The 16,034-nt window shown below is 44.1% G+C and carries 14 protein-coding genes and 2 pseudogenes; 11 read left to right on the forward strand and 5 right to left on the reverse strand.

Annotation, left to right across the window (positions count from 1 at the left end; all coding sequences use genetic code 11):
• Positions 1 to 239: 239 nt before the first annotated feature.
• The 6 genes and pseudogenes from nagB (at position 240) to ACQ86K_RS00355 (ending at position 6,950) form a co-directional block, all read left to right on the forward strand.
• A complete protein-coding gene (nagB, locus tag ACQ86K_RS00330; protein WP_431199535.1) occupies positions 240 to 2,159 on the forward strand; it encodes a glucosamine-6-phosphate deaminase in 1,920 nt (639 codons plus the stop codon).
• 200 nt (positions 2,160 to 2,359) lie between these two features.
• Positions 2,360 to 3,472 carry an acyltransferase family protein gene (locus tag ACQ86K_RS00335; RefSeq protein ID WP_091173112.1) on the forward strand — a complete coding sequence of 371 codons (1,113 nt, stop codon included), beginning with the start codon at positions 2,360 to 2,362 and terminating at the stop codon, positions 3,470 to 3,472.
• Position 3,473: 1 nt separating this feature from the next.
• Positions 3,474 to 4,019 (forward strand): DUF2059 domain-containing protein, encoded by a 546-nt coding sequence (locus ACQ86K_RS00340; protein ID WP_091173110.1) that lies wholly within the window; start codon positions 3,474 to 3,476, stop codon positions 4,017 to 4,019.
• A gap of 71 nt (positions 4,020 to 4,090) precedes the next feature.
• Positions 4,091 to 5,250, forward strand: a pseudogene (locus tag ACQ86K_RS00345) (M16 family metallopeptidase); the annotation flags it as partial.
• A 921-nt stretch (positions 5,251 to 6,171) separates the two neighbouring features.
• The gene (locus ACQ86K_RS00350) at positions 6,172 to 6,657 is read left to right on the forward strand and encodes an insulinase family protein (RefSeq protein ID WP_431200763.1); all 486 of its coding nucleotides are present in this window, start codon (positions 6,172 to 6,174) and stop codon (positions 6,655 to 6,657) included.
• A complete protein-coding gene (locus tag ACQ86K_RS00355; RefSeq protein WP_431199536.1) occupies positions 6,645 to 6,950 on the forward strand; it encodes a hypothetical protein in 306 nt (101 codons plus the stop codon). The genes ACQ86K_RS00350 and ACQ86K_RS00355 overlap by 13 nt, the downstream gene beginning before the upstream one ends.
• 160 nt (positions 6,951 to 7,110) lie before the next feature.
• Here ACQ86K_RS00355 and ACQ86K_RS00360 read toward each other — a convergent pair whose 3' ends face one another.
• On the reverse strand, positions 7,111 to 7,617 hold the full coding sequence (locus tag ACQ86K_RS00360) for a hypothetical protein (RefSeq protein WP_431199537.1): 507 nt from the start codon (positions 7,615 to 7,617) through the stop codon (positions 7,111 to 7,113).
• 329 nt (positions 7,618 to 7,946) lie between these two features.
• Between ACQ86K_RS00360 and ACQ86K_RS00365 the strand changes: the two are divergent.
• Both ACQ86K_RS00365 and ACQ86K_RS00370 read left to right on the forward strand, forming a co-directional pair.
• Positions 7,947 to 8,824 (forward strand): annotated as a pseudogene (locus ACQ86K_RS00365) (DUF559 domain-containing protein); the annotation flags it as partial.
• A gap of 51 nt (positions 8,825 to 8,875) precedes the next feature.
• Positions 8,876 to 10,843 (forward strand): ligase-associated DNA damage response DEXH box helicase, encoded by a 1,968-nt coding sequence (locus tag ACQ86K_RS00370; protein ID WP_431200764.1) that lies wholly within the window; start codon positions 8,876 to 8,878, stop codon positions 10,841 to 10,843.
• Positions 10,844 to 10,909: 66 nt separating this feature from the next.
• Here the strand turns inward: ACQ86K_RS00370 and abc-f are convergent, their stop codons facing one another.
• Positions 10,910 to 12,499 (reverse strand): ribosomal protection-like ABC-F family protein, encoded by a 1,590-nt coding sequence (gene abc-f / locus ACQ86K_RS00375; RefSeq protein ID WP_091173100.1) that lies wholly within the window; start codon positions 12,497 to 12,499, stop codon positions 10,910 to 10,912.
• A 241-nt stretch (positions 12,500 to 12,740) separates the two neighbouring features.
• Positions 12,741 to 13,355 carry a DUF1349 domain-containing protein gene (locus tag ACQ86K_RS00380; RefSeq protein ID WP_091173098.1) on the reverse strand — a complete coding sequence of 205 codons (615 nt, stop codon included), beginning with the start codon at positions 13,353 to 13,355 and terminating at the stop codon, positions 12,741 to 12,743.
• A 168-nt stretch (positions 13,356 to 13,523) separates the two neighbouring features.
• Between ACQ86K_RS00380 and ACQ86K_RS00385 the strand changes: the two genes are divergently transcribed.
• From ACQ86K_RS00385 to ACQ86K_RS00395, 3 genes are all read left to right on the forward strand, one after another.
• Positions 13,524 to 13,781, forward strand: a complete 258-nt coding sequence (locus tag ACQ86K_RS00385) for a hypothetical protein (protein WP_091173095.1) — start codon at positions 13,524 to 13,526, stop codon at positions 13,779 to 13,781.
• Between the two features lie 163 nt (positions 13,782 to 13,944).
• Complete coding sequence (locus tag ACQ86K_RS00390; protein ID WP_431199538.1) at positions 13,945 to 14,496, forward strand: SDR family NAD(P)-dependent oxidoreductase; 552 nt, start codon at positions 13,945 to 13,947, stop codon at positions 14,494 to 14,496.
• Positions 14,456 to 14,722 carry an SDR family oxidoreductase gene (locus ACQ86K_RS00395; protein ID WP_431199539.1) on the forward strand — a complete coding sequence of 89 codons (267 nt, stop codon included), beginning with the start codon at positions 14,456 to 14,458 and terminating at the stop codon, positions 14,720 to 14,722. The genes ACQ86K_RS00390 and ACQ86K_RS00395 overlap by 41 nt, the downstream gene beginning before the upstream one ends.
• Positions 14,723 to 14,780: 58 nt before the next feature.
• On the opposite strand, the gene ACQ86K_RS00400 is transcribed toward ACQ86K_RS00395, so the two are convergent.
• Positions 14,781 to 15,347, reverse strand: coding sequence for a methyltransferase (locus tag ACQ86K_RS00400; RefSeq protein ID WP_431199540.1), 567 nt, complete (start codon positions 15,345 to 15,347; stop codon positions 14,781 to 14,783).
• Positions 15,348 to 15,388: 41 nt separating this feature from the next.
• Entirely contained in the window at positions 15,389 to 15,820 is a 432-nt protein-coding gene (locus tag ACQ86K_RS00405; protein WP_431199541.1) for a methyltransferase family protein, read from the reverse strand.
• Positions 15,821 to 16,034 lie beyond the last annotated feature (214 nt).

Consider the following 16,034-nt stretch of genomic DNA (forward strand, 5'->3'; position numbering starts at 1 on the left):
AGGTGCAAACGTTTGGATGTGTTAATTGCTCGAAAATATCAGTTTAGAGTAACCCGTGACTGTATTTAAATTGTTGATTATTAATGTTTTGTATTTTAAAGGTTTGAAATGTGTTAACCCGTGTTAACCCCATTTAGATGGGTTGACACTACCGCAAAAGTTAAAATAATAACGGCACTATGTAAATATCTGATATATTTGTTTACAACAACTAACCTCATTTTCATTTCCTAAGATTCATGGCACGATTAAATTTATTGGAAGAGACACGTTACGAGAAGTTACCGGTAAGCGTATACAACAACCAGCAGGAAGCCTCGGTAGCGGTAGCGAACCGGATAGCAGATCTGATCCGCGCGAAACAAGCTAAAGGCGAAAAAGCGGTATTAGGGCTTGCCACCGGTGTAACCCCGATAGGGGTTTATGCCGAACTGGTAAGGCAGCACAAAGAAGCAGGCTTGAGCTTTAAGAATGTGATCACTTTCAACCTGGATGAGTACTACCCCATGAAGCCCACAGCAGCACAAAGCTATGTAACCTTCATGTACGAAAACCTTTTCAGCCATATTGATATAGATAAAGCCAATGTGCACATCCCGGATGGTACACTGGATAAAGAAGCCGTAGCAGGCTACTGCCTGGCTTACGAAAAGCAGATAGAAGAACTTGGCGGATTAGACCTTCAGATCCTGGGTATCGGTCGTACAGGTCACATCGGCTTCAACGAGCCGGGTTCTGCACCAAACTCAGGAACCAGGATGGTAACGCTTGACGACCTGACCAGGAGTGATGCTTCAAGGGATTTTGGTGGTAAGGCGAATGTGCCAACCAAAGCCATTACCATGGGGATCGGTACCATCTTCAAAGCCAGGGAAATCATCCTGATGGCCTGGAACAAGAAGAAAGCTCCAATCATTAAGAAAGCGGTAGAAGGAGAGATCTCGGGCGAAGTACCTGCAACCTACCTGCAACTATCACAACATGTAGAGTTTGTACTGGATGCAGATGCTGCATCAGAACTGACCAGGTTTGATACCCCGTGGCTGGTAAAAGATTGCGTGTGGGATAACCAGTTAAAGAAAAAGGCTGTGATCTGGTTAGCCAATGAGGTTAACAAACCGGTACTGAAACTAACGGAAGAAGATTACAATAACCACGGCATGGCGCAACTTGCAGTAGAGCAGGGGCCAGTATACAATATCAACATTGATATCTTTAACCAGATTCAGCATACCATCACCGGCTGGCCGGGTGGCAAACCGAATGCGGATGATTCACAAAGGCCGGAAAGGGCACTGCCTGCTAAAAAGAGAAGTATCATTTTTTCACCACACCCGGATGATGACGTGATTTCGATGGGCGGTACATTTATCCGTTTGGTAGACCAGGGGCATGATGTACACGTAGCTTACCAAACCTCGGGTAATACCGCGGTATGGGATGATGACGTGCTAAGGTACATGGAGTTTGCTATCGATTTCACAAAGAGCATCGGCGAAGACACCGCTCATCTTCAAAAGTCATATGAAGATATGCGTGCCTTCTTCCCAACCAAACAACCAAACGAAATTGATACCCAGGAAATCAGAAACGTAAAAGGCTTCATCCGGAAAACGGAAGCGATTTCAGGCGCAAGATACGCAGGCTTACAGGATGATCATATCCACTTCATGGCACTACCGTTTTACGAAACCGGTAAAACGAAGAAGAACTCGGTAGGTGAGGACGATATTCAATTAACCATCGACCTGCTTCAAAAAGTAAAACCACAGCAGATCTTCGCGGCAGGTGACTTTGCAGATCCTAACGGTACGCACCTGGTATGCTTCAAGATCATCTTAGCTGCACTGGACAGGTTAAAAGGTAAAGAAGCCTGGGTAGAAGATTGCTGGCTGTGGATGTACCGTGGTGCATGGCATGAGTTTGAAACACATGAGATAGAGATGGCAGTACCATTGTCGCCACAGGAGGTGATCAGGAAGCGAAATGCGATCTTCAAACACCAGTCGCAAAAGGACAGACCTGTATTCCCTGGTGATGATGCAAGGGAGTTCTGGGTAAGGGCAGAAGACCGCACCCGCGACACTGCCCAGCGCTATGACCGCCTTGGCCTTGCTGAATATGAGGCTATGGAGGCGTTTAAACGATATATGTTTTAAGGATTTGGATTGAACCCTATTGTCTGTGGACGCGGACAATGGGGTTAATAATTGGAGGCCTTGTGCGATTCCCTCCCTTGGGAGGGTGTAGGGAGGGGTTTCATCGATTAGCACTGTTTTTAACAAGGTGTATAAACCCCTCCCTGCCAATGCGCATTCCAAACGCACCCCCTTGGGAGGGAATTTCTTTAATGTAGCCTATGACCTCAACTATAACCGAAAAACCAAAACGCCTTTTTTCTCTTGATGTGTTCCGGGGCATTACCATCGCCATGATGATCCTCGTTAATGATCCCGGTGATTGGGGGCATATCTATGCACCGCTCGAACACTCTAAATGGAACGGTTGTACACCTACCGACCTGGTTTTCCCTTTCTTTTTGTTTATGGTTGGCGTATCGGTTATATATGCCATGGAAAGTAAAAAGGCTACGGTATCGCATAGTAAACTCATCCTGAAGGCGCTGCGCCGTACCGTGATCCTGCTGCTGATCCCCTGGATAACTCAACTAATCTTTCACCCCGATACCGGGCTGGCTCATTTACGTTTGCCAGGTGTGTTGCCGCGCATAGCCCTGGTATATTTCATCAGCACGGTGCTTTATCTCAAGACATCGCAAAAAACACGCGATTGGATTTTTGCCATCGCACTTATCGGTTATTTTATCATCATGGCCTTTATCCCCGTACCGGGTGTAGGCTATGCCAATCTCGAACCCGAAACCAATATGGGAGCCTGGATAGACAGGCTGGTATTTACGCCCGATCACCTCTGGCGCGAATCGCATACCTGGGACCCGGAAGGTTTGCTGGGAACTATTCCCGCCGTTGCCACAGCCCTGTTTGGCATTAGGGTGGGCAGCTGGCTAAAACGTAGGGACCGCGATGACAACATCAAAACTAACTGGATGTTTGTTTACGGAATAATCGCGGTTATAGCAGGCTTGTTCTGGGATTTGTTTTTTCCTATTAACAAAGCCTTGTGGACAAGTTCCTTTGTGCTTTATACCGGAGGCCTGGCAACCATTGGGCTGGCTTTATGCTACTGGCTTATTGACGTACAAGGGTACAAACGCTTTACTTATCCCTTTGTGGTATTTGGTGCAAATGCCATAACAGCTTATGTGCTGTCGGGCTTTATTCCGCATTATATGGGGATGATTAAAATAAACGGCTCATCTATTTATCAAACTTTTTTTGCTCCTTATTTTTCACCTGTAAATGCTTCGCTGATTAGCGCTATATTTACGGTGCTCATTTTATGGGTAGTGATGTGGGTGCTCTACATCAAAAAGATCTTTATCAAAATTTAATATGAACCTAAAACTTAAACTTATCGCATTAACAGGAATCATCCTGTTTTCTTTTTCAAGCTTAAAAGCGCAAACAACCACTCAAACTATTACCCAATCACATTTAAAGGCCGCTGAGCAATTGTTAATTTCTATTGGTATAGATAAACAGTTTGGCGGAATGATGGATAATATCATTAGCTCCACAAGTAGTCAAATGCCTGCAGAGCAGCGTACCAAATTCATTGATGTGATGAAAACCTTTATGAGCAAATACTTTACCTGGGATTTGCTTAAAGATAAGATGGCAGCTATTTATGCTGAAGAATTTACTGAAGATGAGCTTAATCAGATTTCTGTGTTTTATAGCTCACCGATAGGACAAAAAGTAAGCTCAAAATTGCCTGCGTTAATGCAAAGGGGGATGATGGTTGGCCAGAATGCCGTTGCAGAACATAAAGATGAGCTAACACAAATGATGCAGGATGCTTTTGGTTCTTCTAACCAGGCTCCGGCTAATCACGCTCCGGCTAAAAAGCCGGCCTCAAAATCAGCTACAAAACATTAATTTTCATAACAATACTTTGTAACTAAGATTTTCGTTTTGCATCTTAGTACCCTGACTATTTAAACTTTATAATGAACCTGAACAAATACGTTCCGCTGGCCCTATTGGCTTTAACACTTTCGGGCGGAAGTGCTTTTGCACAAGTAAAAAAGAAACCTGTTCCGTCGCCTAAAAATAAACCCGGCACCCAGGCCATTGCTGCCAAGAGCGATATATTACCGGTTGACAAGGATGTGATCATTGGTAAATTACCCAACGGCTTAACTTATTATATCCGTGCCAATGTTGAGCCTAAAAGCAGGGCCGAACTTTACCTGGTTAATAAAGCCGGTTCTGTTTTGGAAAATGACGATCAGCAGGGCCTGGCCCATTTTACCGAGCACATGGCTTTTAACGGTACACGCGATTTTCCAAAAATCAGATGGTTGACTACCTGCAAAAAGCAGGCGTAAAATTTGGCGCCGATTTAAACGCTTACACTTCGTTTAACGAAACCGTATATCAATTACCTCTGCCAACCGATACCGTCAGTGTGTTTGAAAAAGGCTTTAATATACTGGCTAACTGGGCCGGGTATGTAAGTTTTGATCCTGCCGAAATTGATAAAGAACGCGGCGTTGTTTTGGAAGAAGAGCGCCTTCGTGGCAAAAATGCCCAGGAACGTTTACAACAACAAACATTGCCCGTGCTGCTTAATAACTCAAGGTACGCGTTGCGCTTGCCTATAGGTAAAGAAGACATCCTGAAAAACTTTAAGCCGGAAACCATCAAAGCTTTTTACCAGGATTGGTATCGCCCCGATTTGCAGGCTGTTGTTGCCGTGGGCGATTTTGACCCAAAACGTGTTGAGGCGCTCATTAAACAAAACTTTTCACAGCTTAAAAACCCGGCCGCCGAAAAGCCGAGGACAAAATATTCCGTACCTGCAACACCGGGTACCGCGGTAAAAATTGTTACGGATCCGGAGTATCCATACACTGTTGCACAGATAATTGTAAAACATCCCGGCACAGTTACTAAAACTACCGGCGATTACATGCAGCAGGTAAGGGTGCAGTTGTTTAACCAGATGCTTAATTCGCGCATAAACGAGTTGCTGCAAAAACCTAATCCGCCGTTTTTATATGGCCGTACCAGCTATGGTAATTTTATTGGCGACCAGGATGCTTACACTTCACTGGTTGTCGCCAAGCCCGGCGAACTTGAAAAAGCGGTTAAAGCCGTAGTGGCTGAATCTGAACGCGCCCGCAAATTTGGTTTTACCCTTACCGAGCTGGAACGCGCCAAGCAGGATGCGCTGGTTGGTATTGGTAATGCTTACCGGGAGAGGGATAAAACCCCTTCGGCAAATTTTGTACGTGAATACCAGGCTAACTTTTTAACCGGCGAAGCCATCCCGGGTATCAGCTATGAATACAATTTTTATATAGGCAATATCTATAAAGTAAGCCTGGCCGATATGAATGCTATGGCCGGTAAATTTATCAGCGATCAAAACCGTGTGGTGGTAGTACAGGCCCCGGATAAAGAAAAAGCTAATTTGCCCGACGAAAAAACCTTGCTGAACTGGATTGCCACAGGCGGCCAAAATGTAACTGCCTATATTGATAATGTATCAAGTGACCCGCTGCTGGCCAAAGTTCCTGAAGGTACTAAAGTTGCTAAAGAAGAAACAGATGAGGCCCTTGGTACAACCACGCTTACTTTAGGCAATGGTTTAAAAGTGATCTTAAAACCTACTGAATACCGTAACGATCAGATCCTGATAAACGGTTATGCTTTTGGCGGTACATCACTGGCAAGTGACGATGAATTTACGTCGGCAAACCTGGCCTCGTCTATTATCAGCGGTAGCGGTATAGCGCAGTTTAACCAGGGCATGCTTGATAAAAAACTGGCCGGCAAAAACCTGAGTATTTCGCCGTATATCAGTGAGTTTGCACAGGGTATTTCAGGAAATACCTCACCAGCCGATTTTGAAACAGCCCTTCAGTTGATTTACCTGTACTTTACCCAGCCGCGTAAAGACAAAGACATCTGGGATGCCAACATCGATCAAACCAGGTCGATATTGAGTACCCGCGGGCTTGATCCCGGAAGTGTTTACCAGGATACGGTATCGGCTGTATTAAGTAACTATAATTTCCGTGGTATGGTAACTACCTTACCAAGGTTAAATGCGGCAACACTTGATAAAGCTTACGATTTTTACAAAAAACGGTTTGCCGACGCCAGTGGTTTTACCTTTACACTGGTGGGTAATTTTAACATAGAAACAATTAAGCCATACCTTGAGCATTACCTTGGCGGTTTGCCCTCAACCAACAGCAAGGAAACTTATAAAAACATGAATATTGAACCGCCTGCTGGTTTGATCACCAAAACGGTGAATAAAGGGGTAGGTGAAAAAAGCACAGTACAGTTGGTTTTTAGCGGCGATTATGATTACAATGAAGCTAACAATATACAGGTAGATGCGCTGGAAGAAGTACTGAACATTAAACTGATTGAACGGTTACGTGAGCAGGAAAGCGGTGTATATGCTCCCGGGGTAAGGGCCGGCTACCATAAAATTCCGGGGGGCGTTACACTTTTACCATATCTTTTGGTTGTGCACCCGAAAATGTGGATAAGCTGATCAATGCTACCATGGAGGAGATAGCCAAAATTAAACAGAACGGCGCCTTACCGGCAGATATCCAAAAATTTGTTGCCGAAGAAGCCCGTTCAACGCAGCAGCAGCTAAAGCAAAACGTTTTTTGGGCAGGATATCTTGCCTCTACATCGCAAAACGGCGAAAACCCTGATCAGATCCTGGGGCATGTAAGCAGCCTTGAACAAATAACCCCTCAAAGCACCAAAGATGCCGCCAATAAATACCTGAGCGGTAAAAATTTGATTAAACTGATATTGATGCCCGAAAAGAAATAAGGATAGTCGATATCATAATAAAGAAGGTCTTTCCGTTTCGGGAAGGCCTTCTTTATTTGTAAAGACGCATCACATGCGTCTCCCGCAGGACAGGCGGCTTTACTTAATATCGTGATTTGTATGCCCAGGACGCAATTATATGTTTCTACGTCGAAAAAAATCAATGCATATTCAAATAAGCCACTGCAGTATCATTGGCTTTATGTACTACCACGCCAACGCAACGGCCGCTGCTATCTATTTCAAAAGAAATCCCTTTACCCGGATCGGTGTAAATCTGCACCTTGCCGCCATTGTTGGTATAGGTAGAGGTTAGCTTTAATGCATAGTATTTTTGAACATCCTGTTTGGTTGAACCTACACGTACGCCCTCACCGGTTTTAAACCGCGGCGATGTTATGAGGATCTTTTGTATATGACTTATTGATTCATCCTTACCGCCCATGTTGCGGTGCGAAAAAACTGCGGTACGATAACGGGTAATATCATGTTTGGCAAACCAGACCATCAATGAACTGCCCATGGCCGCGTCGGAGCTATCAGGCTTGCCCAATTGCTTTATCACATTTTGCACATCATCATTTAAAATAATATGCCCGATGCTTTTGCCGGGAGTTATCAGCCAGTCAGAGTGAACGGTGTTGGCCGTATTGGTATCGGATGCCATGGTATGGTGGACGGAGGTATCGTTTTTATTGCCTGAATGCTGGCCTGTGGTATCCCTGGGTACGTGATTGGTATCGGCTAAAGTTGTTTCTTTTTTGAATTGTTGCCGCAGGCCAAAAGGCAGATGGCTATCGAAATGATTATTAAGCTATTTCTGATCGTCATATTATCATAACCAATTTAATAGTTATTTTGTTGGCTCGATTATTTGTGCAATAACCAAACAACAAAAATTTTGTTAACAGGATAATGATAAGCAAAGGCCAACAGGTTATACAGCAATGGTACATGGAAAAAAACTGGGAGCAGTTCCCTTTCCAGGCCGAAATGATGGAGGCATACCTTGGCGGCTATTCAGGCTTGTTGAATGCTCCCACGGGCAGCGGTAAAACCTTTGCTTTGTTCCTGCCTTTTCTGGCAGGGTTCATCAATACACATCCCGATACCTATAAAACAAAACAAAATAATGGTTTGCTGATGCTTTGGATAACGCCATTACGGGCGCTTACCAACGATATCCGCAAAGCCATGCAGGAAGCCTGCGATGAGATCGGCTTACCATGGCGCATAGCTACCCGCACAGGGGATACCCCTGCTGCCGAAAAACAGGCCCTCAAAAAAAGCTGCCCGAAGTACTGCTTACCACGCCCGAAAGCCTTCACCTCATGCTGGCCCAAAAGGAATATCCTAAACTGTTTAGTCAGCTGCAGGTAGTTGTAATTGATGAATGGCACGAGTTGTTGGGTACGAAGAGGGGAGTGCAGGTGGAGCTGGGTTTGTCCAGATTAAAGCACCTCACCCCAACCCTCTCCAAAGGAGAGGGAGCCGAAAAGTTAGATACTGAAGTAAAAGAAAAATATCCCGGCTATCATACAACCGATGCTTTGAGCTGGCAGGCAAATATTGATAATGCAAAGTTTATGCGTCATCAACCTACCGAAGCTGAAAATATTTTGTGGCAATTATTGAGAGGTAAAAGGACGGGATATAAATTCAGTAGGCAACATCTTGTGTTGAATTATATGCCAGATTTTATTTGCCTTGAGAAGAAATTGATTGTTGAGGTTGATGGAGGATATCATAACAGCATAGAGCAACAACATTTAGACGAAGAAAGGACAGCATATTTAAATTCACAGGGATATACGGTGCTGAGATATACTAATGATGAAGTGTTGCAAAGTCCTGAAAAGGTAATTGATTCCATTAAGCAATATTTAGAAAAAAGCTCCCTCCCCCTCGGGGAGGGTTGGGGTGCGGTGAAAATCTGGGGCATCTCCGCAACCATTGGCAATCTTGAACAGGCTGCCGAAGTTTTATTAGGAAATGATTTTCCGATGGAACAGGTTAAAATGGTACGCGCTAACCTGGAGAAGAAGCTGGATATCCGGTCTATTATTCCACAGAATATTGAGAATTACTCCTGGGCGGGGCATATCGGGTTAAAGCTGCTGCCCGAGGTGATGGAGATAGTTGCCAAAAGTAAAACAACACTGATATTTACCAATACCCGCTCTCAATCGGAGATCTGGTACCATGCCATTTTGGATAATTACCCCGAGTATGCAGGCATCATGGCTATGCACCATGGCTCATTGGATAACGAGCTGCGCAACTGGGTAGAAGCCGCCCTGCACGCCGAAGCGCTAAAATTGGTGGTGTGCACCTCAAGTTTGGACCTGGGGGTTGATTTTCGCCCTGTAGATACCGTTGTACAGGTTGGCAGTCCCAAAGGTGTTGCCCGTTTTATGCAACGCGCAGGGCGAAGCGGGCACCATCCTGGAGCGACATCTCTGGCTTATTTTGTACCCACGCACTCGCTCGAGTTATTGGAGGGCGCGGCGCTGAAGGAAGCTATTAAGGATAAGATTTTTGAAAGCCGCGATCCGATGCTGCTTACCATGGATGTGCTAATCCAGTACATGGTGACACTGGCCGTGTCTGATGGTTTTTACGCCGATGAACTGTTTAAGGAGGTTAAAACCACCTATGCCTTTGCTGATCTGAGCAGGAACGAATTTGGTCAGCTACTTGATTTTATTACCAGCGGCGGCAAAACGCTTGCCCAGTATGATGAATTTTTAAAAGTTGAGGTCGAAAACGGATTGTATAAAGTAAATAGCCGCAGAGTAGCCATGCGGCACCGGCTTAGTATTGGTACCATTACCAGTGAATTGAGTATCCGTGTTAAATGGTTAAGCGGCGGTAGTCTGGGTACTATTGAAGAGTCGTTTGTATCCAAACTAAGGCCTGGTAATACTTTTTGGTTTGCTGGCCGGAGCTTGGAGTTTGTACGGGTGAAAGAAATGACAGCCTACGTTAAAAAATCCAACTCAACCAAAGGCATCATCCCGAGTTGGAACGGGGGACGCATGCCGTTATCATCGCAACTGGCGGCTGTATTCAGGCTTAAGCTGGATGAGGTGGCGCATGGCATCGAAAAAGATGTTGAAGTTAAAGCTTTGAAGCCGCTTTTTGATTTGCAGCAACAGTTATCGCACCTGCCGCAAAGCCATGAGTTTTTGATCGAGTCATTTAAATCAAAAGAGGGGCACCACTTGCTGTTTTACCCTTTTGAGGGACGATTGGTTCACGAAGGTATGGCATCGCTGCTGGCCTATCGCATCAGTAAAATAAGGCCTGCAAGTTTTTCTATCGCCATGAATGATTACGGCTTTGAATTGCTTACCGACGAAGATATACCTATTGAAGAAGCACTGGAGGATACCGGCTTTTTTTCGATAGATAACCTGATAGATGATATTCAGCACAGTTTAAACGCCAATGAAATGGCCCGCCGCCGTTTCAGGGATATAGCACATATCGGTGGCTTGGTTTTCACGGGTTATCCCGGTCAGCAGGTAAAGAATAAGCATTTGCAGGCATCAACCTCGTTGCTGTTTGAAGTTTTCAGCGAGTATGAGCCGGATAACTTACTGGTACGCCAGGCCTATAACGAGGCTTTAGCCTTTCAATTAGAAGAGTTCAGGCTAAGGGCTGCTTTGCAACGGATCCAAACACAAAATATCATTTTGAAAGTGATTGAGCGACCAACACCTTTCGCCTTTCCGATCATGGTTGACAGTCTTGGCCGGGAAAAACTGACTACCGAGACCATGGAAGAGCGCATAGCCAAAATGGCCCGCAGCTACGGAGCAGAAGGTGTTCCCGAACCTGCAGAGCGGAAAAGCAGAAAGCCGGGGATCACAAGGAAGAAGGGGTTTTAAATAAATGAAAAACAAAAGAGGCCAGCTGTATGCAAAGCAAACGGTGGCCCCTTTTGTTCTATCTTTTTACCTTATCAAAATCTCCTGTTCTACGTTTATCTCCTTTAAAAAATATTCATCGTGGGATACAACGATGAGCGTTCCCCGGTAATCGTTAATAGCTGCTGTTAAAATTTCGATGTTTTGAATATCGAGGTTATTGGTGGGCTCATCCAGGATGATCATATCTGGTGCCTGGTTGCTGATGGTTAATGAACAGAGCATCAGCCGCATTTTTTCGCCGCCGCTCAGTGCGCTGCATGGTTTATCCCAATACTCCTTAGTAAACAAAAACCTGTTGAGGCGAATTTTGATGTCGTGTTCTTGCAATACGCCCGAATTATATTCTTCTGCCTGTTCATAAACACTGAGCTTGTTATTGATGAGTGAATAATCCTGGTCGATATAAATGGCTTTAACCGCCGCGCGTTCTATTGTGCCCGATTGTGGTTTCAGTGAGCCCAACAACATCTTTATCAGCGTTGTTTTGCCCGAACCGTTTGCCCCTTTGATCACCAGCCTTTCGCCGCTGGCGATTTGAAAACTTAACGGCGACTTCCAGAGCTGCTGATCTCCGTATCCAAAGTTGAGGTCCTTAGCGGTAATCAGTACCTTCCCTTTATGTAGTGCCGAATTGTCAAAACCCATCTTCATTTTATCAATATCCGGCAACCGTGTACGCAGCCGGCTTAGTTCCTGTGCGATGGCATCAGTTTTTTCGGCATGGACACCCTTCATCTTCGAGGTGCTTTTTTCGGCGCTGTTTTTAAGTGTTTTCATCATGATGGTTGGCACGCCGGCTTTTTCCTGTTTCTTTTTACCGCGGGCATCCAGCTTTTGCTGCCGTTCAATCGATTCCCTTTCTGTGTCCTTAGCCTTGCGGAGCGCTTTTTCCCTGTTTCTTACATCCTGGTTCAGGGCATCGCTCTCCGCCATTTTTTGTTCGGCATAAAAATCGTAGTTTCCGCCGTAAACGGTTATGCCCCGCTTGCTAAGTTCGCAAACCGTATTAAGTAAGTTGAGTAAGGTACGGTCGTGACTAACCACCACCAGCGTATTATTGGTTGATTGGATATAATTATACAACAGCTCCCTGCTTGAATTATCCAAATGGTTGCTCGGCTCATCCAGCAAAACTATTTCGGGGCGATGAATGGCGATGCCTGCTAAAAATACTTTTGTTTTTTGCCCGCCGCTAAGCGTGCCCATTTTTTGCGAAAGATCAATATCCGTAAGCTGCCAATATATAAACGCTTCCTGGCAGCGTTCCTCAATAGCCCAGTCGTCATTGAGCAGGGTCATATTTTCGTCGGTAACATTGCCTTCAAGGATCTGCTTTACGGCATTTAGTTTATCGGCTATTTGCAGGGCTTCGGCAACGCTAAACGCATTGTACTGTCCAAAAATCTGGGGCACATAATATGGCTTTGAAGTAGTTTTTACTACGCCGCTTGCGGGTTGTAAGTTTCCGGCTAATATTTTAAGCAGGGTTGATTTCCCGGTACCGTTGTTGCCTATCAGGGCAATTTTATCGTTTTTATTGACTACGAGATCTATACCGGCAAATAAAAGATCACGGTTAGGGTGTATATAAGTGATATCGTGCAGAATAAGCATAATTTCTTTCTTTAAAGCGTGAATAATTACAGCATGCGTTGTGGTAACGGCGCTGTTTATCTGTCCTGAAAGAAATTATTTATCACATAAAGGGAATGGTTGGTTACCGGGGCAAAAATAATAAAAATGGTGGAAATGTAATGAAAGCGATATTCTTCCTCTTTCTACCATAATACTTTTAAAATAAAAAAGCCTTCAAACTCCAGTTCAAAGGCGTAGCTCTATCCATCTTCCGGCAAAATTACTTGCTGATCTTCTGTACTTTAAAATCTTCAAACTTTACATCAAAGCTTTGTTTACCCGGTGCTGCCGCAACCATGCCAATCATCGCTTTTACATTGGGCGGAAAGTAAGCCAGGCGGAGCATATCATATTTTTCACCATCGAACGAATATTTGATTTCTACGAAATCGCCTTTGCGCAGCAGTTTCAGCCAAACCGATTTGGGGCTGTCATGCCTCGGCACTACAGACCAGTCCGAAACTTCGCGGGTAACTACAGCGCTTACGTTTTGTACGCCGTCAACATATTCAATTCCGGTTTTTATCCAGTTTTTGTTATCTATCCTTACCATTAACCCGGCCTGGTGAAACAGCTCTTTGTAGGCCCCGGTAATTTTTACGCTGGCTTCAAAATCGCCTTCCTGTTCGGTAAAATAAAATGGACCGTTATCCCTGATAAAGCCATAATGTGTTATCCGCCAGTAATCGGTTGCGGGGTCAACGGTCATGTGCAGCGTACTGCCTTCTATTAATGATTTTTGAGGTTTACTGTACCATTGCATACTGTTTAAATTTTGTGCGAAACCAAATTTGCTGAGCAGGGCAAATAAGGTTAAAAAGGTTAGTTTTTTCATAGAGGTAAATTTATGATATATGATAATAAAGAATGAAGATAGTTTTAGGCTATAAATTTTTGTTTGGCCGGCCTTGTCACACCAAGCCTTGCAAGGCCAGAGAAGGGGTATTATTTATTAATTGTTAAAATATACTTAACTTAGTATTAAACAACATAAGCAAAATGTATGTCGAAGAACAAACTGCCGCTCTATGCTATAGTTGAATTATTGATGCGCCTTGCCGGTATCGATCCTCAAATCGGAAATTATAAAAATCATTCAGAACGCGGAGACAACGTTCTTGTAAAAACCACCAACGGCACTATTCAACTTTCAAGGGCCCTTGTTTTATCCCAGTTTCATAGGCCCGAAGACATTGAGAAACGCGAATTGGAATCCCTGGCTTCAAGGTTTAGAAGGAAACTGAGCAGGGCAAACAGGTGAAAGAAAAATCAGCCCCAAATCAAAGTAATAACCACATGGAGTATTTGTAATCTTTCGCAAAAAAACTGAATAGTTGTTTGACTGTGGGCTAATCGTCAATTTTTTAGAACAGCAGGTCTTATAGTTAAAAATTCAGGACATTTGCTTCTTAAAAGATTTGCTTATGAACCTCGGATTAGATCAAAAGGTAGCTGTAGTGCTGGCTGCAAGTAAAGGATTAGGAAAAGCCTCGGCAATGGCTTTATCAGCAGAAGGCGCGAAAGTCATCATCGGTTCCCGGAACGCGGCAGAACTTAACGAGGCCGCAGAAGACATCAGCTCAAAGACGGGCAATGAAGTGTCCTGCTTCCCGGTAGACGTTAGCAATAGCGAGCAATTGACTTCGTTTATAAATGGGGCGGGCAGCATATACGGACGGATAGATATATTGGTTAATAATGCCGGCGGGCCACCGTTCGGGAAGTTTGAGAGCTTTGACGACACACAATGGCAACAGGCTTATGAACAAAACTTGCTGAGTTTTGTTCGTACATCCCGGTTGGTATTACCGTTCATGAAAAAGGCAGGCAGCGGCCGTATTATCAATATCGTTAGCGGTTCGGTCAAGTCTGTATTGACCAACTCGGTGCTGTCTACCGCGATGCGTATGGGCGTAGTTGGTACGGCCAAAATGCTTGCCGACAGAATTAGGCGTTTATGGAATTACCGTCAATAACATTGCGCCGGGCCTTATTTTGACAGATCGGATCAGGCACACACTGCCCCAGGACGTGGACCCCGAAGAGGCAATTAAGGAAAAAGCTAAAAGCATTCCACTCAAACGCATTGGTAAGCCGGAAGAGTTTGCAGCCCTGGTAGCATTCCTTTCATCTGCCCAGGCGGCATACATCAGCGGGACAACCATACAGGTAGACGGAGGTGCCAGCCGTGCTATTTTTTAATTAGGTTCGAACTTTTTGCCTGTATTTCTTTTCCTCTCAGTAATATCGAACCCATGATCTATTTGTATGCAATTGCCGCGCTTGATGGCCCGGTTAATGGAATAATTGAAGTTGATTTAAACCCGGCAATATTTGCCCATCTGTTAAAGTCGGCAAATGTGTAATCAAATCCGGTACCTGTTTCAATAAGCATATTCAAGCTCATCATCATTCCAAAAACATTTTGTTTTCGCTCGCTATCTATTATGTTTTCGATAGCTACAAATGCTCCGTTGGCGGGGAGCGCGTCATAAGCTTTTTTCATTAATGATATTTTATTTTCCTCGTCCCAATCATGCAGGATATTTCCCATTACAACAACATCAGCATTGGGTATCGGCATAGTGAAGAAGTTGCCGCTTGCTGTTTTTACCTGGTCGGATAGCCCGAATTGCTGTATAGTTGCGTTTGCGACAGGCTCAACCGGCGGAAGGTCAAAACTGGTGCAACGCATATGGGCATTATGCCTGGCAACCATCAATGAAAGTAGCCCGGCCGAACCGCCTACATCAATCAGTGTTTTATATTGGGTAAAATCAAATTTTTGAGCAAAGGCCATAAAGTTCCCCATTTGAATGCCACTCATTGCATTAATAAACCCTTTCAATTTTTCAGGATCTGAATATATTAAGCCAAAAAAATCCTCGCTTTTTTTATTTCGTTTTGCGGAAGCCCGGTAAGCAATCCTTCGCCCAGGCTACCCCAAAATGTATATAAACGATTATTCATCATTTCAAGGATGCCGCCAATATATGATGGCTTGTTTTTATCTAAAAATGTATCTGTGTCGAGAGAATTAGAATAAATAGCCGTATCCAAAATACCTTCACGCTTTAAAAAACCAAAAATGGTTAACGCATCTAAAAAATCGTAAACATTCCTGTCGGTACATTTAAGCCCTAAAATGTTTTTGATATCGTTGGCTTTCATGGTTTTCTTTTCGGCAAGCCGGGTGAACAATTGAAAACTTACGGCGGTTAAAAGGATTTTTGAGGCCCAAAACCCTGTGCCAATTTTCATAATGTTTTCGGGTGATGGCTGGTTAGGTTGCTGTTCCATTTTTTTAGTAATTATCGGTTTAAAACTGGTGATGCCTTTCGGCGAATTCTACCCGGGCGGGAGAAATTAATTATCTAAAATACAGGTATTTAATTTAAAAAGAAAGGGGGATTGATAATTGTGAAGAATGTATTTATGTTAATTGATTATACCTTTTTCTGTTCGGGCCAAATGGAGGCAAGGCATGATAATTTCTTCGAAATAATGAATTGTG

Source organism: Mucilaginibacter sp. P19 (assembly GCF_050632265.1).
Lineage (GTDB): Bacteria > Bacteroidota > Bacteroidia > Sphingobacteriales > Sphingobacteriaceae > Mucilaginibacter > Mucilaginibacter gossypii.

Coding starts and splice junctions, on each gene's coding strand:
- abc-f (WP_091173100.1), bottom strand. CDS start 12,499: ATGCTTATTCTGCACGATATCACTTATATACACCCTAACCGTGATCTT.
- ACQ86K_RS00390 (WP_431199538.1), top strand. CDS start 13,945: ATGAACCTCGGATTAGATCAAAAGGTAGCTGTAGTGCTGGCTGCAAGT.
- ACQ86K_RS00350 (WP_431200763.1), top strand. CDS start 6,172: ATGGTAACTACCTTACCAAGGTTAAATGCGGCAACACTTGATAAAGCT.
- ACQ86K_RS00405 (WP_431199541.1), bottom strand. CDS start 15,820: ATGGAACAGCAACCTAACCAGCCATCACCCGAAAACATTATGAAAATT.
- ACQ86K_RS00335 (WP_091173112.1), top strand. CDS start 2,360: ATGACCTCAACTATAACCGAAAAACCAAAACGCCTTTTTTCTCTTGAT.
- nagB (WP_431199535.1), top strand. CDS start 240: ATGGCACGATTAAATTTATTGGAAGAGACACGTTACGAGAAGTTACCG.
- ACQ86K_RS00400 (WP_431199540.1), bottom strand. CDS start 15,347: ATGAGTGGCATTCAAATGGGGAACTTTATGGCCTTTGCTCAAAAATTT.
- ACQ86K_RS00380 (WP_091173098.1), bottom strand. CDS start 13,355: ATGAAAAAACTAACCTTTTTAACCTTATTTGCCCTGCTCAGCAAATTT.
- ACQ86K_RS00385 (WP_091173095.1), top strand. CDS start 13,524: ATGTCGAAGAACAAACTGCCGCTCTATGCTATAGTTGAATTATTGATG.
- ACQ86K_RS00340 (WP_091173110.1), top strand. CDS start 3,474: ATGAACCTAAAACTTAAACTTATCGCATTAACAGGAATCATCCTGTTT.
- ACQ86K_RS00360 (WP_431199537.1), bottom strand. CDS start 7,617: ATGGCATCCGATACCAATACGGCCAACACCGTTCACTCTGACTGGCTG.